Genomic DNA, 20,923 nt, shown 5'->3' on the forward strand with positions numbered 1-20,923 from the left:
GCCGCCGGCGCAGCCACCACTCTGTTGGCTCGCGTCGACCACTCTATGTGCGGGTCCTGACTACGCTACCGACTTGATAAGCCTGACAACGGGATTGCAAAACCACAACGCTCTGAATCATGCACCTTGTCGAGTCGTTCCGGGCGATGCCCCAGAGCGCTTGCAACAGCTGTGCACCGATGTGTTCGGCCCTTGCCCACGCGAGATTTGGAGGACCGGTGAGTATCAATCCGTTCGACGACGACCCTGGCAGCCAACTCAGTCGTTGCTGTGAGGGCGCGAAATGACTACCTACCCGATCGACGACGTCATGCAGCGCCGGCCATCGACCGACTCGCCCCCGATCGGCGCCACACCTGTCACTCCCATTGCTGTGATCGGCATGGCGTGCCGGCTACCGGGGGGCATCGATTCCCCGGAGCAGTTGTGGGAGGCGTTGCTGCGCGGCGACGACCTGGTTACCGAGATCCCGCCCGACCGCTGGGACGCCGACGAATACTACGATCCCGAGCCGGGTGTGCCGGGCCGGTCGGTCTCGCGGTGGGGCGCATTCATCGACGACGTCGCCGGCTTCGATCCCGAGTTCTTCGGGATCAACGAGCGGGAAGCGACCGCGATGGATCCGCAACACCGGATACTTCTGGAAACCTCGTGGGAGGCCATGGAACACGCCGGTCTTACGCGGGAGCGAATCGCCGACTCGCGCACCGGCGTGTTCATGGGATTGACGCATGGTGACTACCAACTGCTGGCCGCCGACGCGCACTCCGTCGAGGGGGCATACGGCTTTTCCGGCAGCAACTTCAGCCTGGCCTCCGGGCGCATCGCCTACGCCCTGGGGGTTCACGGTCCCGCACTGACCGTGGACACCGCCTGTTCTTCCGGCCTGACCGCGATCCACCTGGCTTGCCGCAGCCTGCACGAGCGCGAAAGCGACCTCGCCCTTGCCGGCGGCGCCACGCTGGCGTTGGACCCGCGGAAATTCGCCGCGGGGTCGGCCGAGGGCATGCTGTCGCCGACCGGGCGCTGCCACGCCTTCGACGTCGCGGCCGACGGGTTCGTGGGCGGCGAGGGCAGCGTCATGCTGTTACTCAAGCGGCTGTCCGACGCGCTGCGCGATGGCGACCGGATTCTGGCCGTCGTGCGGGGGACCGCCGCCAATCAGGACGGTCACACCGTGAATATCGCCACCCCGTCGAAGACCGCGCAGACCGCGGTGTATCAGGCGGCGTTGGCCGCCGCGGGTGTCGACGCCCGAACGGTTGCCATGGTCGAGGCCCACGGGCCCGGCACCCCGGTGGGTGACCCGATCGAATATGCCAGCCTGGCCGACGTTTACGGCGTCGAGGGGCCCTGCGCGCTGGCGTCGGTGAAGACCAACTTCGGCCATGCGCAGGCGGCCTCCGGAGCCCTCGGGATGATGAAGGCGATCCTCGCGCTGCAGCACGGTGTGGTTCCCCGGAATTTGCATTTCACCCGGCTACCCGATGACCTGGCCAAGATCGATACGAAACTCTTTGTGCCCCTTGAGACTACGCCGTGGACTACCAACGGGGACCACCCACGACGGGCGGCGGTCTCGTCGTACGGCCTGTCGGGAACCAACGTGCACGCCATCGTGGAACAAGCACCCGAACAAGTCCTGAAAACCGTTGTATCCCAGGATGAATCGTCGACGACGGAACCGCTGATATTCCCGCTGTCGTCCACCTCGGCCGATGAACTGCGCCGCACGGCCAGCCGGCTGGCCGGCTGGGTGCGAGCACATGACGATCTGGCGTTGCCCGACCTGGCCTACACCCTGGCGCGCCGGCGCGTCCACCGCCCGGTACGTACCGCGGTCATCGCGGATAGCCGGGCCAGGCTCGTCGTGGCTTTGCGCGAGGTCGCCGACGGCGATGCTCCGTATCAGCCCGCGGTCGGACAGGACGACCGCGGGCCGGTTTGGGTGTTCTCCGGGCAGGGTTCGCAATGGGCGGCGATGGGCGCAGACCTGCTGGCGACCGAACCGGTGTTTGCCGCCACCGTCGCGGAAGTCGAACCGCTGATCGCGCGGGAGTCCGGATTCTCGGTGATCGCAGCCATGTCGGCGCCGCAGACCGTGGCCGGCCAAGACCGTGTCCAGCCGACCCTGTTCGCCATGCAGGTCGCGCTGGCGGCCACGATGAAGGCATATGGAGTGCGCCCGGGCGCGGTGATCGGGCACTCCCTCGGCGAGGCCGCGGCAGCTGTCGTCGCGGGTGCGATGTCGCTGGAAGACGGGGCGCGGGTGATCTGCCGCCGCTCGCGGCTGATGTCCCGCATCGCCGGTGCGGGCGCCACAGCATCGGTGGAATTGCCTGCCCAGCAAGTGCTTTCGGAGCTGACGGCGCGTGGCGTCAACGACGTCGTGGTGGCGGTGGTGGCCTCGCCGCAGTCCACCGTGATTGCCGGTGCCGCCCAAACGGTTCGCGACCTGGTCGCGGCCTGGGAGCAGCGCGATGTGATGGCCCGCGAGGTCCCCACGGACGTCGCCTTTCATTCGCCTCAAGTCGATCCGATCATGGACGAGCTGACCGCGATGCTCGCAGAGATCAGGCCGATGACACCGGAGGTTCCGTACTACTCGGCGACCCTGTTCGACCCGCGCGAGCAGCCCGTGTGCGACGCCCGCTATTGGGCGAACAACATGCGCCGTATGGTGCGGTTCGCCACGGCCGTGCAGGCCGCTTTGGAGGACGGCTTCCGGGTCTTTGCCGAGCTGGCGCCGCACCCGCTGCTTACCCGCGCTCTCGAGCAGACCGCGCGCGGTCGGGAGATGCCGATGGCCGCTCTGGCCGGGATGCGCCGTCAACAATCGCTTCCCCACGGGCTGCGTGGTTTTGTGGCGGATCTACACAGCGCGGGCGCGGCGGTCGATTTCTCCGTGCTCTACCCGAGTGGGCGGCTGGTGGACGCGCCGCTGCCGACCTGGACGCACCGCCGGCTGTGGTTGAGCGGCGGCGGCCAGGAATCCCCGACACACGGCGGCTGCACCGTTTCCGTGCATCCACTGCTGGGTTCGCACGTGCACCTGCAGGAGGAGCCCGAGCGCCACGTGTGGCAGGCCGAGGTCGGCACCGCCGCGCAGCCGTGGCTCGCCGACCACCAGATCCGCAATGTGGTTGTGCTCCCGGGAGCCGCGTACTGCGAGATGGCGTTGGCTGCCGCGCGCACCGTGCTGGGCGAGACGGCCGAGGTTCGCGACATCCGGTTCGAGCAGGCGCTCCTGCTGGATGAGCAGACCACGATCGGCGCCTTGGCGTCGTTGTCCTCACCGGGCGTCGTCGAGTTCACCGTCGAGTCGAATCGGGGCGGCGAACAGGCGCGGCATGCCGCCGCAATCCTCCGTGCCGCAGAGGATGACCGGCCCCCCGCGTACGACATGTGCGCGCTCCTCGCCGCGCATACGGGTAGCGATGATGGCGACGAGGTGCGCGCGCGCATGGACCGACGTGGCGTTCAGTACGGTCCCGCATTCGCCGGTTTGGGTGTCGTCCACACCGGCAAGGAGGCGCCCGGCACCGTCCTGGCCGAGGTGGCGCTGCCCCGCCAAATCCGCTCGCAACAGGCTCTTTACGGCGTACACCCCGCATTGCTGGATGCCTGTTTCCAGTCCGTTGAAGCTCATCCGGACGTCCGGGCCCTGGGCGACGGCGCGCTGGGGTTGGTGTCGGGTATTCGTCGACTCCGCGCCTACGGCGCCGCCCGCAATGCCCACTACTGCTACACACGGGTGACCAAGGCCGACACTTCCGGGGTCGAGGCCGACATCGACGTGCTCGACGAGCACGGGGCAGTCCTGCTCACCGTGCAGGGCCTGCGGGTGGGCACCAGCGCATCCGAGAGCGGCAACAAAGATCGGGTGCTGGCCGAGCGGCTGCTGACCGTCGAATGGCGGCAACGCGAATTGCCGGAGCCGGACCACACCGACGCCGGAAGCTGGCTTTTGCTCGGCACTTCCGCCACCGCGGACGCGGCCGCCAGCTCGCTCGCCGACGCGTTGAAAAACCACGGGATGCAGTGCACGACCATGTCCTGGCCGCGGCACGCCGACCACAGCTCCACTGTGGGTCAGCTCGGAGATCATCTGCGTACCGGTGGATTCGCCGCAGTGGTGATCCTCACCGGGCCGGACAACGGTGAATCCGAGGAGCAGTGTGCGCTTTTGGGCCGGGACTACGTGCAACATCTGGCGCGCATTGCCCGCGAGCTGGTGGACGTTCCCGGCGAACCGCCGCGCTTGTACGTCGTCACCCGCAACGCCCAAACGGTTGTGTCCAACGACGTGCCCGACCTCGCGCAGGCCGGGCTGCGGGGCCTGGTCCGGGTAATCGGCATGGAACACCCGCATCTGGGCGCCAGTCTGATCGATGTGGACGAAACCACCGACGCCGAGCAGCTGGCACGGCAACTGCTCGCCGGTTCGGACGAGGACGAGACCGCTTGGCGAAATGGCGCGTGGTACACCGCGCGGTTGTGCCCCGCTCCGCTGCTTGCCGAGGAGCGGAAAACCGCCGTCGCCAACCACGAGTCCGACGGGATGCGGCTGCAGATCCGTACGCCCGGCGACCTGGAGTCACTCGAACTCGTTGCCTGCGACCGCGTTCCACCGGGACCCGGAGAGATCGAGGTCGCCGTCAGCGCGTCCAGCATCAACTTCGCCGACGTCCTCGTCGCGTTCGGCCGTTACCCCGCATTCGAGGGCCGGCTGCCTGCGCTGGGCACCGACTTCGCCGGCGTGGTGACCGCGGTCGGACCGGGCGTGACCGGCCACCGGGTGGGGGATCATGTCGGCGGCCTGAGCGCCAACGGTTGTTGGGCTACGTTCCTCACCTGCGACGCGCGCCTGGCCGTCACGCTGCCGCCCGGCCTGGCCGACGACCAGGCGGCGGCGGTCACCACCGCGCATGCCACCGCCTATTACGGCCTGCATGAGCTGGCCCGAATCAAAGCCGGCGAGCGGGTGCTGATCCACTCCGCGACCGGTGGGGTTGGACAGGCGGCAATCGCCATTGCCCGGGCCGCAAAGGCCGAGATCTTCGCCACCGCGGGCAGCGAGCAACGTCGACAATTATTGCGCGACATGGGTATTGAGCATGTCTACGACTCGCGAAGCGTGGAGTTCGCCGACCTGATACGTCGCGACACCGACGGCTATGGCGTGGACATCGTGCTCAACTCGGTCGTCGGCGCCGCCCAGCGCGCGGGCGTCGAATTGCTGGCGTTCGGTGGCCGATTCGTCGAAATCGGCAAACGCGACATCTACGGTGACACCCGGTTGGGACTCTTCCCGTTCCGGCGAAACCTGACGTTCTACGCCCTCGACCTGGCGTTGATGTCATTCAGCCACCCGGACAGGTTGCGAGACCTGCTGAACACGGTGTACCGGCTCACCGCGGACGGCTCGTTACCGATGCCGCAGAGCACGCACTACCCACTTGCCGACGCCGCCACCGCGATTCGGGTGATGAGCGGCGCGCAGCACACCGGCAAACTCGTGCTCGATGTCCCGCGCACGGGCCGCAGCCGCGTGATGGTGCCGCCCGCGCAGGTCGGGGTCTTCCGCAGCGACGGGGCTTACATCGTCACCGGTGGGCTGGGAGGCTTGGGGCTGTTCCTGGCCGAGAAGATGGCTACTCCCGGTTCGGGCGCCGGTTGCGGGCGTATCGTGCTGTCCTCGCGCTCGCAACCAACTCCCGAGGCGCTGGAGATGATCGAGCGCATCCGCCCGATCGGTGCCGACGTCGTCGTCGACTGCGGCGACATCACCGAGGCCGAGACGGCCCGGCGATTGGTGGCCACGGCAACCGCCACCGGGCTTCCGGTGCGCGGTGTGCTGCACCTGGCGGCGGTGATCGAGGACGCCACGCTGACCAATATCACCGACGAACTCATCGAGCGTGACTGGGCACCAAAGGTTTACGGTGCATGGAATTTGCACACCGCGACCGCTTCGCAGCCATTGGACTGGTTCTGCTCGTTCTCCTCGGCCGCCGCGCTGGTCGGCTCGCCCGGTCAGGGCGCCTACGCCGCCGCCAACAGCTGGCTGGACGCCTTCACCCGTTGGCGCCGGGCTCGAGGTCTGCCGGCCACCGCGATCGCGTGGGGCGCCTGGGCGCAGATAGGACGCGCCACCGCCTTGGCCGACCGCGCCGACGCTGCTATAGCTCCCGACGAAGGCGCTTATGCATTGGAAGCGCTGCTGCGCCACGACCGCGCCTGCACCGGCTACGCCCCGATAACGGCCACACCGTGGTTGGCCGCTTTCGCCCAACGCAGCCCCTTCGCCGAAGCGTTCCGCTCCAACGGGCAAAGCGCCACGGGCACAAGCAGACTGCGCGCCGAGCTCGAAGAGCTGACCCTGGACGAGTGGCCCACCCGGCTGCGGCGATTGATCTCCGACCAGGTCAGCCTGATCCTGCGCCGCAACATTGACCCCGACCGTCCGCTGTCCGAGTACGGACTCGACTCGCTGGGCGGTCTCGAACTACTTACCCGCATCCAGACCGAAACGGGCATACGCGTGACGCCCGCCGACATCGCCAGCATTGGCACCATTCGCGGTCTGGCGGAACTGCTGTGCTCAAAGCTGGCGCCCGCGGACGCGGCGTGAGGCGGAAAGGATTTCATCATGGCTTCCGATCACATGGTCACAGGAAAGTCCGCTCCGAGCGGACCCGAGCACCTCGACTTCTTCACCGACAAGGCGCTCGTCGACGACCCCTACGACTACTACGACGCGATCCGGCGTTGCCCGGTATGGCGTGAGCCGGCGCACGGTGTGGTGATGGTGTCGGGGTACGACGAGGCCCTCGCGGTGCAACGCGACACCGAGCAGGCCCTGTCGGTATGCAACATCGTCAGCGGGCCATGGTCGGGGATTCCGACCAAAACCGACAGCGATGACATCTCGGACGTGATCGAGCGGCACCGCAAGAAGGTTACGTTCGGCGACTACTTCATCACGTTCGATCCACCGAAGCACACCGCGCACCGTTCGCTGTTGAGCCGGTTGTTCACGCCGAAACAGCTCAAGAACAACGAGGACTTCCTGTGGCGCCTTGCCGATGAACAACTCAACCGCTTCGTCGCAAAGGGTAAGTGCGAGATCGTCTTCGACTACAACTTCCCGTTCACGCTCGACGCGATCACCGACCTGCTGGACGTACCCGAGGCCGATCGTGAGCGATTCCGCCACGCGGCGAGAGCCAGCAGGCTCGAAGGCGACCGCAGCGGTTTCGTCGGCGTGAAAGAGGAGTGGTTCGTGGAGTACATCGAGGAACGGCGGCGCAATCCGCGCGACGACGTCCTCACCGAGCTTGCGTTGGCAAAGTTTCCCGACGGCACGACCCCCGACGCGTTAGACGTCGCCCGCGTTGCCACCTTCATGTACGCCGCGGGCCACGGCACGACGATCGACCTGCTGAGTCTGTCGATGCTCACGTTGGCGGAGCGACCGGACCTGCAAGAGCAGCTGCGCGAGGACAATTCAAAGATTCCCGCCTTCATCGAGGAGATGCTGCGCATCGAGAGCCCGATCAAATCGAACTTCCGCCTGGCGCGGCGTAGCACCAGGATCGGAGACGTCGATGTGCGAGCCGGTACCAGCATTCTGGTGATGAACGGTGCGGCAAACCGCGATCCCCGGCGGTTCGACGATCCCGACGAATTCCGCCTCGGCCGCCCGAACATACTGCATCACATGGCGTTCGGCCGTGGTGTTCACACGTGCCCGGGCGCGCCCATCGCCCGCGCCGAAGTGCGGGTGAGCCTGGAACGAATCCTGGCTCGGATGCGCGACATTCGGCTTTCCGAGGCCAAGCACGGTCCCCCGGGCGCTCGCCGGCTCGATTGGGACCGCACCCTGTTGTTCAGGCGCCTCAAGGAATTGCACCTCGAGTTCACACCCGTTCAGGAGGTGTCCAATTGACCACGCAATCGTTGACCCGAGTGGCTGTCGGCGTTTGCGCCCTCGCATTGTCGTTGACCGCCGGCGCCGGCCTTGCGGACGCCGATCGGGACCTGAGTCCGTTCGTCAAAACCACCTGCAATTACGGACAGGTGATATCGGCGCTGCAGGCGGCGGATCCGCAAGCCGCCGCACAATTCAACTCTTCACCGGAGAGCGGGGCCTTCTTGCGTCAGTTCCTCGCTTCGCCGCCGGGTCAACGCCAGCAGATGGCCCAGATGCTGGCCGACCAGCCGGGGGCCGACCAGCAGTTTGAACTCGTCCAGCGCGTCTTCGGCACCTGCAACAACTACTGAGCAGACCGGCACCCACCCTCGACCACCGAAAGCGTTTTGGAGTTCTTTGTGGCCACACTCATCGAACGTTTCCCACTGATCAGCACGCTGCGAGACGCTGTTTTCCTCTCCGCGACGGTCAGCGAGATCGAAAGTCTGACACCAAGAATGCGCCGCATCCGGTTCAGCGGCCCGCGGCTGCAGGGACTGACCTGGACGCCGGGTCAGCATGTCCGGCTGCAGGTCGCGAACCTGCGTGATTCCGTTGTGCGGCTGCGCCCGTACCCGGTGCTCCGCACGTATTCCATCTACGACGTCGCCCCCGACCTCGGTGCGCTCGACATCGTGATGGTCGACCACGACGGCGACCCGAAGAACGCGACGCCCGCCAGACGCTGGGCGACGGCCACCTCCGTCGGAGACCAGGCCCAGTTCACCCGCCCCCAGGGCAAATTCGTCATCCGCCGCGACGCGCCCTACCACGTGTTCGCCGGCGAAGAAACCGCATCGGTCGCGTTCGCCGCGATGCTGCGCTCCCTGCACCCGTCCGCCGAGGTTTACGGCGTGGTCGAGGCCGCGACCGACACCGACCACCTTCCCCTCGCCACCCCCCTGACCCGGGTCGAGCGCGGTGACGCCCCGGCGGCAGACTCTGCCGTGCTCGCCGATGCCCTACGTAGCCTCCCGCTACCCGCCCATCCCGGCGTCGCCTACCTCGCCGGCGAGGCCCGCACCATACAAACCTTGCGCAAGATCCTGACCACCGAACGTGGCTGGGATCGACGCCAGATATGCACCAAACCCTTTTGGACCCCCGGCCGAGCCGGCATGGAGTGATCATGGTTGAGACGTCCATTTCGAACCTGCTGTGTGAACGAGCCAGCTTGCAGCCCAACGACACGGCGTTCACCTTCATTGACTACGAGCAGGACTGGAACGGAATTGCCGAAAGCCTGACGTGGTCTCAGCTGCAGCGGCGAACGGTGAACCTTGCCCGGCAGCTTCACGATTGCGGGTCGACGGGTGACCGCGCCGTCATCATGGCCCCGCAGGGCCTCGACTACGTCGTGGCGTTTCTCGGCACACTGCAGGCGGGGCGGGTCGCGGTTCCGCTTTCGGTTCCGCTGGGTGGCGTCAGCGATGAGCGCGTCAGTTCGGTGCTGCGCGATGCGTCACCGACGGTCGTCCTCACCACGTCCGCCGCTGCGGAAACCGTTGCGAACTATGTCAAGTCGGAGTCCGGCGGGCCCGTGCCGTCGGTGGTTGAGGTCGACCTGCTGGGCCTGGACGCCCGCACAGGATCCGGCGCCGGGAGCGAGAATCACGCAGATCTGGCGTATCTGCAGTACACGTCCGGGTCGACCCGTCAGCCCGCCGGGGTCATGGTCTCGCATCGGAACCTGCTGGCCAATTTCGGGCAGGTGATGTCCGACTTTTGTGTGGAGTACGGCGGCGTCGCTCCACCCGATACGACCATCGTGTCGTGGCTGCCGTTTTACCACGACATGGGTTTGGTACTGGGGGTGTGCGCACCGGTCCTGGGCGGTATTCGTACGGTGCTGATGAGTCCGGTGTCGTTCCTGCAGCGACCGGCCCGATGGATGCAATTGCTGGCCAAGGAAAGTCACGCATTTTCCGCGTCGCCGAACTTCGCTTTCGAATTGGCGGCCCGCAAAACCTCAGACGAGGACATGGCCGGACTGGATCTCGGGGACGTACTGGTCATCCTCAGTGGTAGCGAACGGGTGCATCCGGCGACCTTGCGGCGTTTCACCGGGCGGTTCACGCGCTTCAATCTGCCCGACAAAGCGGTGCGGCCCGCCTATGGGCTCGCGGAGGCAACGGTGTACGCGTTGACCCGCACACCGGCGCAACCACCCAAAATCGCCCACTTCGACTCCGAGAAACTGGCCACCGGGATTGCGCAGCAGTGCGAAAGTTCAACCGGCACACCACTTGTCAGCTACGGGGCGCCGCGGTCTCCGGTGATTCGTGTCGTTGATCCCGACACCAACATTGAGTGCCCCCAGGGAACGGTCGGTGAGATCTGGGTGCATGGTGACAACGTCGCCATGGGCTATTGGCTAAAGCCCCAGGAGACCGAAAGCGCCTTCGGCGGTCGGCTTGTCGCTCCGTCGGCCGGCGCACCGGAAGCGACGTGGTTGCGAACGGGGGACTCGGGGTTCTTCTTCGACGGCGAGCTGTTCATCATCGGCCGCATCAAGGATCTGCTGATCGTCTACGGGCGTAACCACTCGCCCGACGACATCGAAGCGACGGTCCAGGAGATCACCCGGGGCCGGTGCGCGGCGATTGCGGTTCCGCATCAGGGCATGGAAAAGCTCGTCGTGATCGCCGAAGTCAAGAACAAGGCCGCGTCCCGCGCCGAGGCGGTGGACACGCTCGCCGTCGTGGAGCGTGACGTCACCTCCGCGGTCTCCCACTCGCACGGCGTCGGCGTCGCGGATCTGGTTGTGGTGGCACCCGGGTCGATACCGATCACCACCAGTGGCAAGGTGCGGCGCTCGGCGTGCGTCGAGCAGTATCGGCAAGGTCAGTTCGCCCGCTTGAACGCGTAGGGGACCACCCACGCCGCCGACACAGCGTTGATCGCCTTATTTCTCCGTCTTTTAGCCGGCGAATTTGGTTACGCCCGTCATTACGCGACGTTCTTCTTTGTCGCCGCATTCCATGTCTTTCCCACCGGGTGCCAGCAGAATAGGTTGCTGCCCTGACGATGCCAGAGATAGGTGTCCACGTCACCGAAGCTGGCATGGGACACAAATTTCCACACGGGTAGATTCGATGGAGTCGATTTTCTGTGCATCATCCCTCCCGTCAATTACTGAAGCCGACTAGGCCGAGGGTGGATGCGTTGTTAAATCCGGCGCGCGGTGGCTGGGTTGGCGGGGCCACCGCGCGCCGGTGGCTTATCGGGTATGGCCGAATTCGACTTCTACAAGGGTCACTGGCGGTGGGGCAGAGCTGTCGACTGTCATCCCGTGGCCCCCGCCGACATGCGCAACTGCGTGTCATGCCCGGAGCCTACGGTCGGCATTGGTGTCGGCGGGCAAGGTGCGAACGAATAGAGTAGTGGGGGCGGCAAGTTAGCGTAGTGTTTACACAGACTCGTCGATCCGCAAAGAGTGGGCGGAGATAACCATCGCCCCGCGACACTTTATGAGACGCGCGCTAAATACCGCCCGCTTTCTGTAATCAATTTCGTGGACGCTAATTCCATTCGTGCGTAATTCGTCCGCCTGGTGATCCGCGGAGAGCCTCGACCGACCGATCAGCGTCCTCGGCCCGTGCCGCCGAGGCCGATGGCGACCGTCCCGCGCGGGCGGCCGCAGTCACTCCGGTCCACCGCGCGGTACGTTGTCGGCCATGACATCGCTGCGGGACCAAGTCGTTTTCATCACCGGCGGCGCGCGGGGGATCGGCGCCGAGGTCGCGCGCCGGCTGGCCGCCGAGGGCGCCAAGCTCGTCCTCACCGATCTCAACGAGGCCGACCTGACGGCGCTCGCCGACGAGCTGGGCGAGGACCGGGTGCTGACCGCGGTGGCCGACGTGCGCGACCTGTCGGCGATGCAGGCGGCCGCCGCCCGCGCCGTCGAGCGGTTCGGCGGCATCGACGTCGTCGTGGCCAACGCCGGCATCATGAGTTACGGGTCGGTGACCCAAGTCGACCCCGAGGCGTTCAAGCGGGTCCTCGACATCAACGTGCTCGGCGTCTTTCACACGGTCCGCGCCGCCTTGCCCGCCCTGACCGAGCGCCGCGGCTACGTGTTGATCGTCTCCTCGCTGGCCGCCTACACGGCCTGCCCCGGGCTGGCGCCGTACAACGCCTCCAAGGCCGCCGTCGAGATGTTCGCCAATGCGCTGCGGCTGGAGGTGGCCCGCCACGGCGTGCGGGTCGGCTCGGCGCACATGTCCTGGATCGACACCGCGCTGGTCCGCGACACCCAAACCGACCTGTCCGCGTTCAACCAACTGCTGGCCAGCTTCCCGTGGCCGCTGAACAAGACGACGACCGTCGACAAATGCGCCGCCGCGTTCGTCAAGGGCATCCGGCGCCGGCGCACCCGCGTCTACTGTCCGCGCTGGGTGGCCCTGTTCCGGTGGGTCAAGCCGGTGTTGTCCAGCGCTGTGGGCGAAGCGCCCCTGCACAAATCGACCGCCGAGCTGTTACCCCAGCTGGACGCCCAGGTCGCCGCGCTCGGCCGTTCCACCAGCGCCTATAACCAGGGCCTCGGCAAGTCCTAACCCGTCTGGGCCGCGCGCTGCGACGCGATGGCCGCCACCCGGTTGCGCACCAAAAGCCACCCGGCGCTCAGCGCCGGGATGACCACCACGACCGTGGCGATGGTCCAGGTGCCGGTCTGTTTGTCGAAGGCCATCATGACCAGGACGCCGGCCAAGAACGCCAGGGTGAGATAGCCCGAATAGGGCGCCCACGGCATGCGAAACCGGGGCCGTTGCAACAGCCCGGCCTTGGCCATCCGGTAGGCGCGCAGCTGACACAGCACGATGGTCGCCCAGCACGCGATGATGCCCGGCGCCACGATGTTGAGCACGATCTCGAAGGCTTCGCCGGGATTGACGGCGTTCAGGGCAATGCCGAACAGGCAGATGGCTGCCGCCATCGTGATGCCGACGTAGGGCACCCCGTTCTTGGACATCCGGGTCGCGAAGCCGGGGGCGCTGCCACTGGAGGCCATCGAGTGCATGATGCGGCCGGTGGAATACAGCCCCGCATTCAGGCTCGACAGCGCGGCGGTGAGCACCACCACGTTCATCACGTCCCCGGCGCCGTGGAAGCCGATCGTGGAAAAGAAAGTGACAAAAGGGCTTTCGGTGGCCTTGTAGGAGGTGTACGGCAGCAGCAACGCCAGCAGCGCGACCGACCCGACGTAGAAGATCGCGATGCGAGCGATCACCGAATTGATGGCGCGCGGCATGACCTTTTCCGGCTCCGCGGTCTCCCCGGCGGCCGTGCCCACCAATTCGACGGCGGCATAGGCGAATACCACGCCCGAGGTGGTCAGCAGCATCGCCAGCACGCCGGAGGGGAACATGCCGCCGTGGTCGGCCCACACGCTCAGTCCGGCGCTGTGGCCGTCGATCCGATAGCGCCCCGCCAGGAAGACGATGCCCACGACCAAGAAGGCGATGAGGGCGAAAACCTTGATCAGGGCCGCCCAGAACTCCAGCTCGCCGAACCATTCCACCGAGATCAGGTTCATCGACAGCACGACGATGAGGGCCAGTAGCGCCAACACCCACTGGGGGATCGATTCGAAGCTCGTCCACCGCCGCAGATAGGTGGCGATCGCGGTGGTGTCGACGATGGCCGTCATCGACCACCCCAGGAAATACATCCAGCCGATCGCGTAAGCGGCCTTCTCGCCGAAGAATTCGCGCGCGTACGACACGAATGAGCCCGACGACGGGCGATGCAGGACCAGCTCGCCCAGCGCCCGCAGGATGAGAAAGACGAAGAACCCGCACACGGCGTACACCAGGAACATCCCGGGGCCGCCCTTGGCCAGCCGACCGCCCGCGCCCAGGAACAGCCCGGAGCCGATCGCGCCGCCGATGCCGATCATCTGCACTTGCCGGGGCTTGAGGCCCTTGCGGTAGCCGGCGTCTTCGCCGAAGTCGCCGGCTCCTGGGTTGGGGTTGCCGTCATCGGGCAACGAGGGCATGAAACGTCCAATCGGTGGGTGCGAAGCGATGTTTCCGTAGTTGATCGGTCGCCGGCAAGTTCGGCGACCGCGTCATTAACGCCCGAAGCCGGGGCGGCGTCGGCGCAGGTAGCGCTCGAACTCGGCGGCCAGGGCGTCGCCGTCGATCTTGCCCAGCGCGTCGTTCATGTCGACCTCGGCGTCGCCGCGCTGTTCCAGCGACTGCACGTATTCGGCGAGATCCTCGTCCTCGGCGGTCATCTCGGTGACCGCCTGCTCCCATTCCTCGGCGTCGGTCGGCAAGTCCGCCAGCGGAACCTCGATGTCGAGCACGTCTTCGACGCGGCGCAGCAGGGCTACCGTCGCCTTCGGGTTCGGTGGCTGCGACACGTAATGCGGCACGGCCGCCCAGAACGTCACCGCCGGGATCCCGGCGGCCACGCAGGCGTCCTGAAACACCCCGGCGATTCCGGTGGGCCCCTCGTAGCGGCTCTCCTCAAGGCCGAAGCGCTTCGCCGACTCGGGGGAGTAGGCCGCGCCCGAGACCGGAACCGGCCGGGTGTGCGGGGTGTCGGCCAGCAGGGCGCCCAGGATCACCACGGTGTCCACGTTGAGCTTGTCCGCGATGGCCACCAACTCCGCGCAGAAGGTGCGCCAGCGCATGTTGGGTTCGACCCCGTGCATCAGCACGACATCGCGATCGCTGCCCGGGGGCCGGCAGTGCGAGATCCGCATCGCCGGCCACACCAGTTCGCGGGTCACGCCGTCCACCTGCCGGATCACCGGGCGATTCACCTGGTAGTCGTAGTACGCCTCGTCGTCGATCTCCAAGATGGGGTCGGCTTCCCAGATGGCCTCGAGGTGTTCGAGCGCGTCGCTGGCCGCGTCGCCGGCGTCGTTCCAGCCCTCGAATGCGGCCACGACGATGGTCTGATGCAGTTCGGGCAGAGCGGCCTTACCACTAGGGAGGCCAAAGGGAGGGCCATCGGGCGGGGTCACAGAATTAGCGTACGGCCTTCCGCGCGACGACGATGCGGACCGCGCGCGGTTCGATGAGGAGTCGGGCAATTGGATCTAGCCCCCATCTTCGGGGCGCGGTGGCGGTGAATTGGCGCCCGCCGAGCGTTTCACCGGGGGCTTTACATAGGCCGACTATTCTTATGGCGTGACTGCCGCTGACGAAGGCCGTGCCGTGGACTTTGTGCTGGACGATCGCCACAACGGCGTCGCCGCGGTCAAGGCGAAATACGGCCGGCTGCAATCTCGTTAACCTTGGTAACTACTCCATTGCCGACAAGACCCGTGCGCTGGCGAGCCGGGGCAGCGCGGGTCGGGTCGAGCCAGGGCGTCCAGGCGTCGGGTGACGACGTAGACTTTTCTGGTCGAGAGGCGTTGCAACGGTTTCTGGAGGGGGCCTGGTCCCCTGCCGGTCTCCGCCACGCTCGGCAGAGTCAAGGACGCCTTCCGCTACGGAAGGAATGCACATGACGGCCGTTGAGACGAAGACTTCCGCGACGAACACTTCCGCGTCGGATGCCTTCGCGCCGAACATCCGCCCCGACTGCACCGACGAACTGACGGCGGCCCTGCGCCAGCGGATCATGGTGATCGACGGCGCGATGGGCACGGCGATCCAGCGGGACCGGCCGGACGAGGCCGGCTACCGCGGCGATCGGTTCACGGAATGGCCGACCGCCCTGCAGGGCAACAACGACCTGCTCAACCTGACGCAACCGCAGATCATCGAGGGCATCCACCGCGAGTACCTCGAGGCGGGCGCCGACATCCTGGAAACCAACACGTTCAACGCGAACGCCATCTCGCTCTCCGATTACGACATGGCCGACCTGGCCTACGAGCTCAACTACGCCGGCGCCGCCCTGGCCCGCAAGGCGGCCGACGAGTACAGCACCCCGGAGAAGCCCCGCTACGTGGCCGGCGCGATCGGGCCGACGACGCGGACCGCGTCGATCTCGCCCGACGTCAACGACCCCGGCGCCCGCAACGTCTCCTACGACCAGCTGGTCGCCGCCTACCTGGAAGCCGCCAACGGCCTGGTCGACGGCGGCGCCGACCTGCTCATCATCGAGACGATCTTCGACTCGCTGAACGCCAAGGCGGCCGTGTTCGCCGTCGAGACGCTGTTCGAGGACCGCGGACGCCGCTGGCCGGTGATCATCTCGGGCACCATCACCGATGCCTCCGGGCGGACGCTGTCCGGTCAGGTCACCGAAGCATTCTGGAACGCGATCAGGCACGCGAAGCCGATCGCGGTCGGCCTCAACTGCGCCCTGGGCGCGCCGGAGATGAGGCCCTACATCGCCGAGATGTCGCGGATCGCGGACACCTTCGTCTCGTGCTACCCGAACGCCGGCCTGCCCAACGCCTTCGGCGAGTACGACGAGACCCCGGAGCGTCAGGCCGGCTACATCGCCGACTTCGCCGAGGCGGGCCTGGTCAACTTGGTCGGCGGGTGCTGCGGAACGGCGCCGCCGCACATCGCCGAGATCGCCAAGGTCGTCGAGGGCAATCCGCCGCGCGAGGTGCCGAAGATCGAGGTGGCCACCCGTCTGTCGGGCCTGGAGCCGCTCAACATCACCGACGATTCCCTGTTCGTGAACATCGGTGAGCGCACCAACATCACCGGTTCCGCCCGGTTCCGCAACCTGATCAAGGCCGAGGACTACGACACCGCGCTGTCGGTCGCCCTGCAGCAGGTCGAGGTCGGGGCGCAGGTCATCGACATCAACATGGACGAAGGCATGATCGACGGCGTCGCCGCGATGGACCGGTTCACCAAGCTAATCGCGGCCGAGCCGGACATCAGCCGCGTCCCGGTGATGATCGACTCCTCCAAGTGGGAGGTCATCGAGGCGGGCCTGAAGAACGTGCAGGGCAAGCCGATCGTCAACTCGATCTCCATGAAGGAGGGCGAGGAGAAATTCATTCGTGAGGCGCGGCTGTGCCGCAAGTACGGCGCCGCCGTCGTCGTGATGGCCTTCGACGAGCAGGGTCAGGCCGACAACCTGGAGCGCCGCAAGGAGATCTGCGGGCGCGCCTACCGGATCCTGACCGAGGAGGTCGGCTTCCCGCCCGAGGACATCATCTTTGACCCGAACTGCTTCGCGCTGGCGACCGGAATCGAGGAGCACGCGACGTACGGGATCGACTTCATCGAGGCCTGCGCCTGGATCAAGGAGAACCTTCCCGGGGTGCACATCTCCGGCGGCATCTCGAACGTGTCGTTCTCGTTCCGCGGCAACAACCCGGTCCGCGAGGCGATCCACGCGGTGTTCCTGTTTCACGCCATCAAGGCCGGCCTGGACATGGGCATCGTCAACGCCGGCGCGCTGGTGCCCTACGACTCGATCGACCCCGAGCTGCGCGACCGCATCGAGGACGTCGTCCTGAACCGCCGCGAGGACGCGGCCGAACGGCTGCTCGAGATCGCCGAGCGGTTCAACAAGTCAGAGAAATCCGAAGACCCCGCCGCGGCCGAATGGCGCAGCCTTCCGGTCCGCGAGCGGATCACCCACGCTTTGGTCAAGGGCATCGACGCCCACGTCGACGACGACACCGAGGAATTGCGGGCCGAGATCGCCGCGGCCGGGGGCCGCCCGATCGAGGTGATCGAGGGCCCGCTGATGGACGGCATGAACGTCGTCGGTGACCTGTTCGGCTCGGGCAAGATGTTTTTGCCCCAGGTGGTGAAGTCGGCCCGGGTGATGAAGAAGGCCGTGGCGTACCTGCTGCCGTTCATCGAGAAAGAGAAAGAACAGAACGGTACGGCAGCGGCGAAGGACACCAACGGCACGATCGTGATGGCGACCGTCAAGGGCGACGTCCACGACATCGGCAAGAACATCGTCGGGGTCGTCTTGCAGTGCAACAACTTCGAAGTGATCGACCTTGGGGTGATGGTGCCCGCCGAGAAGATCCTGGCCGCGGCCAGGGAGCACGACGCCGACATCATCGGACTGTCCGGACTGATCACCCCGTCCCTGGATGAGATGTCCAACTTCGCCGTCGAGATGGAACGTGAAGGCCTCGAGATCCCGCTGCTCATTGGCGGCGCGACCACCTCGCGCGCTCACACGGCGGTGAAGATATCGCCGCGCCGGTCCGGTCCGGTGGTGTGGGTCAAGGACGCGTCCCGCTCGGTGCCGGTCGCCGCGGCCCTCCTCGATGACAAGCAGCGGCCGGGCCTGCTGGAAGCCACCGAGAAGGACTACGCATCGCTGCGAGAGCGGCACGCTCAGAAGAACGAGCGCCCGATGCTCACGCTGGAGAAGGCCCGCGCCAACCGGACCCCGATCGAGTGGGACGGCTACACGCCGCCGGTGCCCGCCCAGGGCCTCGGGGTGCGGGAGTTCAAGGAGTACGACCTCGCCGAGTTGCGCGAGTACATCGACTGGCAGCCGTTCTTCAACGCCTGGGAGATGAAGGGCCGCTTCCCCGATATCCTCAACAACCCGGCCACCGGCGAGGCCGCCCGCAAGCTGTACGACGATGCGCAGGAGATGCTCGACACCCTGATCAAGGAGAAGTGGCTGACCGCCAACGCGGTGATCGGGTTCTTCCCCGCAAACGCGGTCGGCTCGGGTATCGAAGACATCGAGGTCTACACCGACGACACCCGCACCGAGGTGCTGACCACGCTGCACCACCTGCGTCAGCAGGGGGAGCACCGGGAGGGCATCCCGAACCGGTCGCTAAGCGACTACATCGCGCCCAAGGACACCGGCCTGGCCGACTACATCGGCGCGTTCGCCGTCACCGCCGGGCTCGGCAGCGGTGAAAAGATCGCGGAGTTCAAGGCGGCCCTCGACGACTACAGCGCGATCCTGCTGGAGTCGCTCGCCGACCGGCTGGCCGAGGCGTTCGCCGAACGGATGCACCAGCGGGTCCGCAAGGAGTTCTGGGGATTCAAGCCCGACGAGCACTTGGACAACGACGCACTCATCGCCGAGAAGTACCAGGGGATCCGCCCCGCCCCGGGCTACCCGGCGTGCCCGGAGCACACCGAGAAGGCGACGCTGTGGAAGTTGATGGACGTCCACGAGCGCACCGGCATCGAGCTCACCGAGTCGATGGCGATGTGGCCCGGCGCGGCCGTCAGCGGCTGGTATTTCTCGCACCCGCAGTCGCAGTACTTCGTGGTCGGCCGGATGGCCCAGGACCAGGTCGCCGACTACGCGAGGCGCAAGGGCTGGACCCTGAAGGAAGGTGAGCGCTGGCTCAGCTCCAACCTCGCCTACAACCCGGAGGACTGAGCTCCGGCGCCTTCGTGCCGCGGTCCGCGAAGCCGAGTACGTCAACGTCTGACGCGCGGCGCGCCCGGCGGGCTCGGACTGTGGCCAGAGTCCGGCCGCAATGGCATCACACCTTTTGCCCGCCTCCGAGCGACAACGCCCGCCTCCATCTGAGGTTGTCGCTCGGAGGTGGGCACGTCGGCAGTACCCCGGTCCAGATACTCCTGTGACTGGCGGTATGCCTGTGGCGCAACGACTTACACGGGGCTCATATGCGCAGCACGGAACTGAGCGCCGACAGCGGGATGTGCGCCTGCACCGTGCCGCCGTCCATGTACCACTGCATGACACCGGGTGTGAAGTTGATCGGGCTGTCGTGGCCGACCGGGTAGTCCGGCATGTAGAGGATCAACTCGTCGGGGGTCACCGCCCAGGCCTTGTACGCCCCGGAATAGACCTTGTCCGGGGTCCAGCGGTCGACGGTGAAGGGGTAGGTGCCGGGGTCGTGCGGCGGCGGCGCCTGATCGAGCGCGGTTTGGACAAACGGTTGAGCCAGTGGGGGAATGGCGGTCAGCGGGTCTGACGTCGTCAGGTCCGACAGCTGCACCCGCCTGCCGCTCGACATGTCAAACGTGAAGGTCCGATAGGCGTTGTTGGACTGGGGGCCATCGGCGTGATAGTCCTCGTGAAACACCGCGCTGAGCAGGTTGGCGTGCCGGAAGACTTCGAAGTTCTCCTCGCCGTAGCTGTCGGCGGCCATGCTGGAGTTGGCGTTTCGCCAGTTGTTGACCAGGGTGTGCAGGTAGTCGCGGATCACCGGTCCTGTGGTCGGATTGTCGACCAGGTCCTCGGGCACCGCGACCTTGATGTCGCGCACGGCGTTGCGTTCCGAGGTGACCGAGGTGTGGCAGTATTGGCCGTCCCAGTTCCCGCCGAGCTCGCCGCAGAACGACGGCGCCGAGGCGTGCGCACGGGCGGTGGTGGGAAGCGTTGCGGCGGCGACCAATACGAACGCCGCGATGAGCCGGCGCGTCACAACAGCTGCACCTTGCTTGCCCGCCAGCGGCCGTCGACCTTTTCCATGGTCATCTTGATCCTGCTGCGGTCGATGCGCGGATCGGGTGCGGCCGTGTTGGTGACGGTCTGGTCGATGAACACCAGCACGACGACCTTGTTCATGGATTCGGACTGGATGGCCGAGTCCACCACCACCCCATGCGCGGTCGCCTTGTTGTCGATCAGCAGCTGCCGAAGTTTCACGCTGGACTGGGTGTACATGTCCTTGAATTCGCCGGTCGCGCCGTCGAGCACCTGCCGGAAGTTCTCGTCGACCTTGTTCGAGTCGATGCTCGTCAGCACCTGCGCGTAGGAGATCGCCGCCTGCTGGGCCTGTTCGCCGGCCAGCCTGACCCGATGGTCCTGCCACTGCCGCCATCCCAGGAATCCCGAAACGGCAAGCGAGGCAACGAGTAACAGCGGCAGGATGCTGCGGCGCAGATATTGCCTCAGATCCTGTTTCCGAGGCCGCTTGCGGCGCTCGGCGTCCGGACGCTTGCGCCTGAGCAGACCGCCCTCGTCTTGATCCTCGGCCTCGTCGGCGGTCACGTCGTCGACATCGTCAGACACGTCTTGCGTCGATTCGGCGTCCGGCTCCGTCTTGACGGCCTCGGATTTCGGATTCTTTTGGGAGGTCACGATCACGGTCATCTCCTAGGATCG

At 66.5% G+C, this 20,923-nt stretch carries 11 protein-coding genes; 7 read left to right on the forward strand and 4 right to left on the reverse strand.

Features of this window, described 5'->3' with window-relative positions:
- The first annotated feature begins 283 nt into the window (after positions 1 to 283).
- The 6 genes from pks2 to OCU_RS36520 all read left to right on the forward strand — a co-directional run bounded on the left by pks2 (position 284) and on the right by OCU_RS36520 (position 12,531).
- On the forward strand, positions 284 to 6,634 hold the full coding sequence (gene pks2, locus OCU_RS36495) for a sulfolipid-1 biosynthesis phthioceranic/hydroxyphthioceranic acid synthase (RefSeq protein WP_014380017.1): 6,351 nt from the start codon (positions 284 to 286) through the stop codon (positions 6,632 to 6,634).
- Positions 6,635 to 6,652: 18 nt separating this feature from the next.
- On the forward strand, positions 6,653 to 7,951 hold the full coding sequence (locus OCU_RS36500; RefSeq protein ID WP_014380018.1) for a cytochrome P450: 1,299 nt from the start codon (positions 6,653 to 6,655) through the stop codon (positions 7,949 to 7,951).
- On the forward strand, positions 7,948 to 8,286 hold the full coding sequence (locus OCU_RS36505) for a hemophore-related protein (protein ID WP_193375140.1): 339 nt from the start codon (positions 7,948 to 7,950) through the stop codon (positions 8,284 to 8,286). The genes OCU_RS36500 and OCU_RS36505 overlap by 4 nt, the downstream gene beginning before the upstream one ends.
- A 48-nt stretch (positions 8,287 to 8,334) precedes the next feature.
- On the forward strand, positions 8,335 to 9,102 hold the full coding sequence (locus tag OCU_RS36510) for a siderophore-interacting protein (protein WP_026071587.1): 768 nt from the start codon (positions 8,335 to 8,337) through the stop codon (positions 9,100 to 9,102).
- Between the two features lie 2 nt (positions 9,103 to 9,104).
- Positions 9,105 to 10,844, forward strand: a complete 1,740-nt coding sequence (locus OCU_RS36515; protein ID WP_041787058.1) for an AMP-binding protein — start codon at positions 9,105 to 9,107, stop codon at positions 10,842 to 10,844.
- A gap of 808 nt (positions 10,845 to 11,652) precedes the next feature.
- Complete coding sequence (locus OCU_RS36520) at positions 11,653 to 12,531, forward strand: SDR family oxidoreductase (protein ID WP_014380023.1); 879 nt, start codon at positions 11,653 to 11,655, stop codon at positions 12,529 to 12,531.
- Here OCU_RS36520 and OCU_RS36525 read toward each other — a convergent pair.
- Together OCU_RS36525 and OCU_RS36530 are read right to left on the reverse strand one after the other, a co-directional pair.
- Entirely contained in the window at positions 12,528 to 13,973 is a 1,446-nt protein-coding gene (locus OCU_RS36525; protein ID WP_014380024.1) for an amino acid permease, read from the reverse strand. The two genes, OCU_RS36520 and OCU_RS36525, sit on opposite strands and share 4 nt — an antisense overlap.
- Before the next feature lie 75 nt (positions 13,974 to 14,048).
- Entirely contained in the window at positions 14,049 to 14,951 is a 903-nt protein-coding gene (locus OCU_RS36530; protein ID WP_014380025.1) for a PAC2 family protein, read from the reverse strand.
- Between the two features lie 479 nt (positions 14,952 to 15,430).
- Between OCU_RS36530 and metH the strand changes: the two genes are divergently transcribed.
- Complete coding sequence (metH, locus tag OCU_RS36535; protein ID WP_014380026.1) at positions 15,431 to 19,225, forward strand: methionine synthase; 3,795 nt, start codon at positions 15,431 to 15,433, stop codon at positions 19,223 to 19,225.
- Positions 19,226 to 19,472: 247 nt separating this feature from the next.
- Here the strand turns inward: metH and OCU_RS36540 are convergent, their stop codons facing one another.
- Complete coding sequence (locus tag OCU_RS36540) at positions 19,473 to 20,240, reverse strand: mannan-binding family protein (RefSeq protein ID WP_009953403.1); 768 nt, start codon at positions 20,238 to 20,240, stop codon at positions 19,473 to 19,475.
- Positions 20,237 to 20,911: a YfgM family protein gene (locus OCU_RS36545; protein ID WP_009953402.1), complete on the reverse strand. Its 675-nt coding sequence runs from the start codon at positions 20,909 to 20,911 to the stop codon at positions 20,237 to 20,239. The genes OCU_RS36540 and OCU_RS36545 overlap by 4 nt, the downstream gene beginning before the upstream one ends.
- Positions 20,912 to 20,923 lie beyond the last annotated feature (12 nt).

The sequence above is a fragment of the Mycobacterium intracellulare ATCC 13950 genome, from assembly GCF_000277125.1.
Taxonomy (GTDB): Bacteria; Actinomycetota; Actinomycetes; order Mycobacteriales; family Mycobacteriaceae; genus Mycobacterium; species Mycobacterium intracellulare.